This is a genomic window from Acinetobacter sp. UBA5934 (genome assembly GCF_002430855.1).
Classification (GTDB): Bacteria; Pseudomonadota; Gammaproteobacteria; order Pseudomonadales; family Moraxellaceae; genus Acinetobacter.
Genome location: NZ_DJDC01000068.1, coordinates 17,705 through 26,164 on the forward strand (window position 1 = coordinate 17,705; position 8,460 = coordinate 26,164).

8 protein-coding genes are annotated in these 8,460 nt (G+C 43.2%); 5 read left to right on the forward strand and 3 right to left on the reverse strand.

All coding sequences use genetic code 11. The features are described 5' to 3' along the window. The 4 genes from B2Y23_RS04790 to B2Y23_RS04805 all read left to right on the forward strand — a co-directional run. Positions 1–603: Rossmann-like and DUF2520 domain-containing protein (locus tag B2Y23_RS04790; RefSeq protein ID WP_291369348.1), on the forward strand; the 603-nt coding region annotated here is incomplete at its 5' end. Between the two features lie 53 nt (positions 604–656). Beyond that, positions 657–1,328, forward strand: a complete 672-nt coding sequence (locus B2Y23_RS04795; RefSeq protein WP_291369350.1) for a class I SAM-dependent methyltransferase — start codon at positions 657–659, stop codon at positions 1,326–1,328. A 145-nt stretch (positions 1,329–1,473) separates the two neighbouring features. Further along, positions 1,474–3,075, forward strand: a complete 1,602-nt coding sequence (locus B2Y23_RS04800; protein WP_291369352.1) for a GMC family oxidoreductase — start codon at positions 1,474–1,476, stop codon at positions 3,073–3,075. An 87-nt stretch (positions 3,076–3,162) separates the two neighbouring features. Next, positions 3,163–4,623 (forward strand): coniferyl aldehyde dehydrogenase, encoded by a 1,461-nt coding sequence (locus tag B2Y23_RS04805; protein ID WP_291369354.1) that lies wholly within the window; start codon positions 3,163–3,165, stop codon positions 4,621–4,623. Positions 4,624–4,679: 56 nt separating this feature from the next. Here B2Y23_RS04805 and trmB read toward each other — a convergent pair whose 3' ends face one another. The 3 genes from trmB to B2Y23_RS04820 form a co-directional block, all read right to left on the reverse strand. Beyond that, the gene (gene trmB / locus B2Y23_RS04810; protein WP_291352304.1) at positions 4,680–5,396 is read right to left on the reverse strand and encodes a tRNA (guanosine(46)-N7)-methyltransferase TrmB; all 717 of its coding nucleotides are present in this window, start codon (positions 5,394–5,396) and stop codon (positions 4,680–4,682) included. A gap of 225 nt (positions 5,397–5,621) precedes the next feature. Continuing rightward, positions 5,622–6,050, reverse strand: coding sequence for an EamA family transporter (locus B2Y23_RS04815; RefSeq protein WP_291352302.1), 429 nt, complete (start codon positions 6,048–6,050; stop codon positions 5,622–5,624). A 93-nt stretch (positions 6,051–6,143) separates the two neighbouring features. Next, entirely contained in the window at positions 6,144–7,592 is a 1,449-nt protein-coding gene (locus B2Y23_RS04820; protein ID WP_291369356.1) for a SulP family inorganic anion transporter, read from the reverse strand. Positions 7,593–7,810: 218 nt separating this feature from the next. On the opposite strand from B2Y23_RS04820, the gene B2Y23_RS04825 reads away from it, so the two are divergent. Next, the gene (locus B2Y23_RS04825) at positions 7,811–8,422 is read left to right on the forward strand and encodes a glutathione binding-like protein (protein ID WP_291369358.1); all 612 of its coding nucleotides are present in this window, start codon (positions 7,811–7,813) and stop codon (positions 8,420–8,422) included. Positions 8,423–8,460 lie beyond the last annotated feature (38 nt).

Here is an 8,460-nt window from a genome sequence, read left to right on the forward strand (position 1 = left end):
GATTTGGTGATTATTGCCGTGAGCGATCAGGCCATTGCTGAGGTCATTCAACAGGTGCATGCACAATTAAGCGATGTCTTAATTGTGCATACCTCAGGCAGTACTGATATTCAAGTTCTGGCAAAGGTTCATGCACGTGCCGGGGTGTTTTATCCTTTACAGACCTTTAGTCTGGCCCGCGAAGTGAATTGGCAGAGCACGCCATTGTTTGTAGAAGTAAGCCAGGCGAATGATCTGGTGCAATTGTCCGAGCTGGCAAATAGCCTAAGTTCACGCGTCTATACCTATACATCGGCACAGCGTTTAAGCCTGCATTTGGCGGCTGTATTTGCCTGTAACTTTAGCAATTATTGTTATGACATGGCGAAGCAGATTGTCGATGCCAAACAGGTCGATTTCTCACTGCTTTATCCCTTAATTTTAGAAACAGCCCATAAAGCCGTACAGCATGACCCTAAGCAGATGCAGACCGGACCTGCAATGCGAGGCGATCAGAATATCCTGAATATGCATCAGCAGATGTTGAATGACGCCAAACGGGAAGATTTGAAAAATGTTTACAATTTGATGAGTCAGCAGATTTTGCAATCGCATCATGGTTAAGAGTGACTTAAACTTAAACAGATTGAGATCATGCATTGCAAAAGGAGGCGCGTATGGCCAAGGATTTTAACAGTCAGTATGTGGTTGATGGCTATGATGAACATATACGGAAGCTCATTCCCGGCTACGAAGTGGTACATCAACAAATTCGGGCTTTATTAAAAACATATGTGGATGAATATGCACATGTGCTGATTGTTGGCTGTGGTACCGGCTATGAACTGGGTCATCTGGTTCAGTTATTTCCTGACTGGACCTTTACTGCAACAGAGTTGTCGGAAAACATGCTGGATAAAGCCAGACACCATATCCATGCCTTAAATGCATCGCATCGGGTGGAGTTTGTCCTGGGTGATGTAGACCAGTTAAAAACAGGCCAATCTTTTGATGCAGCACTTTCCATTTTGGTCACGCATTTTGTGGACTTTAAAGATAAGCCCAATTTCTTTAAAGCTATTTCTTCGCGGTTAAAATCTCAAGGACTATTCCTGACCTTTGACTTAACCAAAATTAAGTCTACTCAGGAGCTACAAGCACTCAGATCTATATGTGAGGCAAATGGCTTAACGCCCTCACAGACTGCGGCGATGGTGGATCGTTTAGACGATGATTTTATTCCACTCTCGAAGCAGGAAACATTTGAACAACTTAAAGGCTGTGGTTTTGATGCGGTAGAGCGCTTTACGCAAATTTTATCCTATCAGGGCTTTATGGCTAAAATGTAAAAGTCTGTCGTAAAGATGGTCTAATTACTGCACATTCATATATTTATTTAATTTGGATAAAAGACACTGCTGTTGCATCGCGTTCTATGTTATTAAAAGACATTATAAAACTAATCAATAAAAATAATGTTAAGGAATAAGAAAGATGCAGCAGGAATTCGATTATATCGTGATTGGCGGGGGCAGTGCCGGCAGTGTTTTGGCAAGTCGTTTAACTGAAGATCCAAACATTTCGGTATGTTTATTAGAAGCCGGGGGAAATGGGGAAAATTGGACCGTAAATATTCCAGCTGCAGCTGTGGTCAGCTTACCGACCAGAATTAACAACTGGGCTTTTGAGACTGTGCCACAGGCAGGGCTGAATGGACGCAAAGGTTATCAGCCACGTGGTAAAGGTTTGGGCGGTTCTTCCAATATTAATGCCATGATTTATATTCGCGGCAATCAGGCCGATTATGATCATTGGGCTTCTTTAGGCAATACTGGTTGGTCTTATCAAGAAGTGTTGCCTTATTTTATTAAATCTGAAAATAACGAACGCTTACAGAATCACTATCATGGCAACTCGGGGCCGCTTTCAGTTTCCGATATCCGTACCGATAATCCACTGCATCAGCGTTATATTGCTGCTGCCAAAGCTGAAGGCTACAAAATACTGGATGATTTTAACGGTGCGGAACAGGAAGGTTTGGGAGTTTATCAAGTTACGCATGTCAATGGTGAACGCTGCAGCGCTGCCCGTGCCTATTTATATCCACATTTGCAGCGTCCCAACCTGATCGTTTTAACCCACGCACTGACACAGAAAATTCTGATTGAACAGAAAACTGCACTAGGCGTAGAAGTGCAGCATGCGGGGCAAATCAAACAGCTACGTGCCCGGAAAGAGGTATTGCTGAGTGCCGGTGCAATCCAGTCTCCGCAAATTCTGATGCTGTCCGGCATTGGTGATCAGGCTGAGCTGACAGCACATAAAATTGAAGTGAAGCATCATTTACCGGGTGTAGGTAAAAATTTTCATGATCATCCAGACTTTATTTTTGGCTATAGCGTGAAAGATATACAGGGCACGTTTGGTGTGTCTATGTCCGGCTCACTGGATCTGTTTAAGCAGCTGGGACGTTATCGCAAGGAGCGCCGTGGCATGATTGCTTCAAACTTTGCCGAATGTGGCGGTTTTTTAAAAAGCGATCCTTCATTGACCATTCCAAACTTGCAGTTGCATTTTGTCGTGGCGCTGGTTGATGATCATGCACGTAAATTTCATCCCAGCCACGGCGTTTCCTGCCACGTTTGTCTGCTAAATCCACGCAGCCGCGGTTCGGTTCAGCTCAGCGGTAACAAGATTTCTGACCCATTAAAAATCGATCCTAACTTCCTGGGAGATGAGCAGGATCTGGAAGACTTGGTGCAAGGCTTTAAACTCACGAGAAAACTGATGCAGTCCCCTTCATTATCCGAAATTTATAAACGCGATCTGTTTACCGAGCATGTAAAAACCGATGATGATATTCGCCAGATTCTGCGTGAGCGGGCAGACACGGTTTATCATCCGGTGGGCAGCTGTAAAATGGGAATGGATGACATGGCGGTGGTTGACCCGCAATTACGGGTATATGGCATACAGAATTTACGTGTGGTGGATGCATCCATTATGCCGACTGTAGTGAATGGTAACACCAATGCGCCGGTGATCATGATTGCGGAAAAAGCGGTCGACTTGATTCGTCAAAGTGCTTTCACATAGTATGTGGCTTGAATAGACAAGGAATTGTACTGACATCAGCTGAAGTTTCATTTATGTTGTAAAACAAGAAAAATAGGAAATAAGACTATGGCGATGGAACAACATCAGCTTTTTGACAGCATCGATGAGTTTGGGGCAGAAGATTCTGACACAGCAGACCTGCAGTTGCAGCAGGTTTTTGAACTGCAAAAGCAGGCATTTAAAGCCCAGACCTATCCAGGTTTTGAGCAACGCAAGCAGCATTTACAAACCTTGTATCAAATGGTTGCGCAGCATCAGGATGAAATCGCGGCAGCCATCAGCCATGACTTTTCCAACCGCAGTTCAGATGAAACCCGTCTGTTTGAGGTGATGACCAGCTTGAATGGCATCAAACACAGTCTGAAGCATTTAAGAAAATGGATGAAGCCGAGTAAGCGTGAAGTCGGCATTTTGTTCCAGCCGGCCAGTGGCTATGTCATGTATCAGCCTTTAGGGGTTATTGGCGTGATTGTGCCCTGGAATTATCCTTTGTTTTTGGCGATCGGACCTTTGGCACAGGCTTTAGCTGCCGGCAACAACGTCATGCTGAAAATGAGCGAATACACGCCAACATTTTCTGAACTGTTTAAAAAGCTGATTGCGGAAAATTTTGCCCAAAGCCATGTCAATGTTATTACCGGTGATGCACAGACTGCACAAAAGTTTACGCAGCTGCCATTCGATCACCTGCTGTTTACAGGGGCAACTGCTATTGCACCACATGTGCTGCACGCGGCAGCTGACCATTTGACGCCCGTCACCTTGGAGCTTGGCGGAAAATCTCCAGCCATTGTGGCTCAAGATGCAGACTTAAAAGAAAGTGCACGCCGGATCGCTTTTGGCAAAACCATGAATGCAGGTCAAACCTGTGTAGCGCCGGATTATGCCCTGGTGCATCGCAGCCAGCAGGATGAATTCATTAAAGCCTATTTTGAAGTGATTCAGCAGTTTTATCCGGACAGTATTGCTGACAATCCCGATTACACGGCCATCGTCAATGAGCGTCAGTTCGCACGTTTGCAGCATTATTTGATGGATGCCCAGCAAAAAGGTGCACAGCTGATCCAGATTGAAGCAGAAGCAGAGGGTAGACGCATGCCGCATGCAGTCGTTACCGATGTGAATGACGATATGCAATTAATGCAGAATGAAATTTTTGGGCCTATTCTGCCGATTGTCTGCTATGAGCATATTAATGACGCGATTGAATATATCAACGCGCGTGAACGTCCATTGGCTTTGTATTACTTTGGCTATAACAAGGCTGAACAGCAGAAAGTGCTGAATGAAACCCACAGTGGCGGTGTTTGCCTGAATGAAACATTGATGACCGCAGGAATGGAAGATATGCCTTTTGGCGGCGTTGGTGCATCAGGCATGGGGCATTATCATGGTCATGAAGGCTTTAAAACTTTCAGTCATGCCAAATCTGTTTTTGTACGGCCAAAATTCAGTTTAATGAAATTGATTTATCCACCGTATGGAACATGGATTCAACAGCTGATTTACCGCTTATTTATACGCTAATCATCCAATAAAAAAGCGCTCAGAAGAGCGCTTTTTTATTGCCGATTTTAGGGAAATCAGCCAATTTTCTTGAACAGGAAGTCGTTAATTTTATGACCTTCTTCTAAACCACGACGTTCAAACTTAGTTTGCGGACGCCAGTCAGGGCGAGGGTAGCTATTGCCTTTGCCTGCCATATTTTCCAGATTTGGACGGTTATCCAAAACATCCAGCATCCATTCGGCATACGGTTCCCAGTCGGTTGCAGAGTGGAAAGTCCCGCCCATTTCCAGTTTCTGTTCAACCAGTGGCATACGGTCATGCGATACAAAGCGACGTTTGAAATGACGTTTCTTTTGCCATGGATCAGGGAAATAGAGTTGTATTGCGTTAATGCTATTGTCTGGCATTTCACGAAGCACCTGAATGGCATCGGCATCCAATAAGCGTAGATTGGTTAAGCCTGCCATGCCCGCTTCATACACACATTGCGCAATACCCGGAACATGCACTTCAATACCCACATAGTTGCGTTCAGGGTTGGCTTTAGCCATCAGTACCAGTGAACGGCCCATACCGAAACCAATTTCTACAGTAAGCGGGCGTTCCGGATGTTCGAACTGCTGACGTAAATCACCCACCGGATATTCCAAAATTAGGTGACCATATTGTTCAAGCGCAGTACGTTGAGAGGTATTCAGCGGAGATGAACGACGCATAAAAGTGACAATTTCGCGATGTTCATTCAAGTTGTCCAGCTCTACGACTTGCTGGTCTAATTGATCGTTCGACATAACTTTGGCAAATGTAAAAAATTCGAATGCGGTATTTTAAGTCCTGAACCTAACAAGTCAAACTTTTTCATTTTTAAGATGCCACAAAGACCGCAGAGTCATGCTGTTGTTGCGTCATTATTTGCTGTAATAAAAGTTGAGACCTAAGAAATAACGGGGTTAAGTTGTGAGTATTAATTACTTTATAAAAAATATTGGCTTAGAAAATTTTGAAGGGGGATTGCATTATTTTAATGCAATGGTGAGCACGCCAAGCGCAATGAGGACAATGCCTAAATATTCTTGCAGGCTAGGCCGTTCACCTAAAAAAACAACAGCAAAAAGGGAAACTAAAACCACACTGAGTTTATCAATTGGTGCCACTTGTGAGGCTGGACCGAGTTGTAAGGCCCGAAAATAACACAACCATGAGGCGCCAGTTGCTAAAGCCGACAAAGTTAAAAACAACCAGGTTTTACCTGAAAGTAATAAAGGATTCTGCCATTTGCCTAATCCCCAAACCATTAAACTTAATACCAATACAATAATCACGGTGCGAAGAAGTGTGGCCAGGTCAGAATCGACCTGGCGTAAACCCACTTTGGCAAATATGGCGGTCAAGGCCGCGAAGCAGGCAGATAATATTGCCCACATAAACCAATGATTTGTATTCATATGCTGGCCTATCTATTTTTAGTTTTAGCTGCCCACGCATTGGGAATCTATGTACGATAGCAGTGATGCTGGCACTATCATTTTAATTAAAAGTTAAAGTGGATTATAGCGGTCAATTAGAGTGCTACTGGCCTCATTTAATCCCATAATTTCGACTTGAATATTTTGATCTCTAAATTTCTGTACCACAGTATTCAACATATTGACTGAAGTAATGTCCCAAATATGAGCATGGGTCAGATCTATATTGACTTGATCAATCGGTTCTTGAAAGTCAAAAAACTGGAAAAATTTTTCTGAACTGCTAAAGAAAATTTGTCCTGAAATCTTGTAACGACGTATTGATTGATTGAGTAATACTGAGCTGACTTTTACTTCACTTTCAAGCTTATTGATGATGAACAGTGCAGACAGTAGCACACCAATAAATACCCCTAATGCAAGATTGTGTGTGGCCAATACTACAATCACCACCGCGATCATCACCACATTAAAGGAAGCAGGGTGCTTGCGGAACTGTTTGACTGAGTCCCACTGGAAAGTGGTAAAAGACACCATAATCATAATCGCAACCAATGCTGCCATCGGGACATAAGCCAGCCAGTCTTTCAGAAAAACCACCAAACACAGCAAAAACACGCCGGCAACAAGTGTGGAAAGGCGAGTGCGTGCACCTGAAGAAACATTAATAATCGATTGACCAATCATGGCGCAACCCGCCATACCGCCCATAAACCCGCTGACAATGTTGGCATAACCTTGACCGCGGCATTCCTGATGACGGTCAGCTTCAGTTCCAGTGACTTCATTAATCACTGTCGTGGTCATCATGGTTTCAAGTAAACCGACAGTAGCCAGCGTAATGGAGTAAGGGAAAACAATTTTTAAGGTTTCAAAGTTCAGTGGAATTTCTGGAATCAGGAAAATAGGAAGTGTATCTGGAAAATGTCCCAAATCACTCACGGTACGCATGTCAGCACCCAAAAATACTGCTAAAGCACTGAGTACCACGATACAAATTAAAGGTGAGGGAATTGTTTTACCTATTTTCGGAATGTGAGGAAACAGATAAATAATCACCAGACCCATCGCCATAAATAAATAGCCTAAGCTATCCATCTTGTTAATTTCCGGCAATTGGGCAACAAAAATTAAAATCGCCAATGCATTTAAAAAACCATAGACCACCGACTGCGAAACAAAACGCATCAGCTTGGCAACTTTAAAATAGCCCGCTATCACCTGAAGGATACCGGTCAAAATGGTGGCTGCCAGTAAATATTGCAAACCGTGATCCTTGACCAGGGTAATCATCAGCAAGGCCATTGCACCGGTAGCGGCTGAAATCATCGCTGTACGACCGCCAAAGAAAGCAATGGTCACCGCAATACAGAAAGAGGCATACAGACCGACTTGTGGGTCAACGCCTGCAATCGCAGAAAAGGCAATCGACTCGGGGATGAGCGCTAAACCCACCACCAAACCGGCCAATATATCGGTGCGGATATTGGAAAACCATTGTTCTTTTTTCAGGCTCATCACAATAATTTATTCATCAAACTTTAAAGATGCGTATGGTAAAACAAGTTGAATCAAAAAAGCACCCGAGTTTGACTTGAAAATAGAAGCGATTTATACAATATTCAAAAGGTAAGTGATTTTTATACATTTACGCTTTTTTGCAATTTACAGGTTTGATCACTTGAAAGTTTGTTAGAAGCAATTTAAAACAGTGAATAGATACATAACAAGGATCAGGTATGAAGCTTTATTACTCTCCAGGTGCATGTTCTTTGGCATCACATATCATTTTAAATGAAATTAATGTCGATTTTGACTTGGAGCGCGTTGATTTAAAAACACATAAAACTGAAAAAGGTACAGATTATTACGCGATTAACCCTAAAGGTTATGTTCCCGCTTTAGAAATTAATCCAGGTCTGATTCTTACAGAAAACGTTGCCATTTTACCTTTCCTTGCACAGCACGATCCAAAACAAGACTTGATTCCACCATCCGGGCTGGGGCGTGCCAAAGTTCTAGAATGGTTGGGCTATTTAAATTCAGAATTACATGATGCTTATGCGGTTTTCTTTGGTGCTCCTTTAGAAGGCAAAGCTAAAGAAAAAGCCTACGCTGAAATTGATCGTTTATTAACCCATATCAACAATACGATTGGCGAATCGGATAACGACTATTTAGTTGATGACAACTTTGGTCCTGCAGACGCTTATCTATTTGTGTTAACAAACTGGTCGAATGGGATTGGGCATGACTTGACCCCCTATACCAATGTGATCGCACTGCGTAATAAAGTGGCTGAGCGCCAGTCGGTACAAATTGCCATGCGAGATGAAGGTTTGATTCCTTAATTCTGTGCAGTGATTTGAAAAGCACCTTCGGGTGCTTT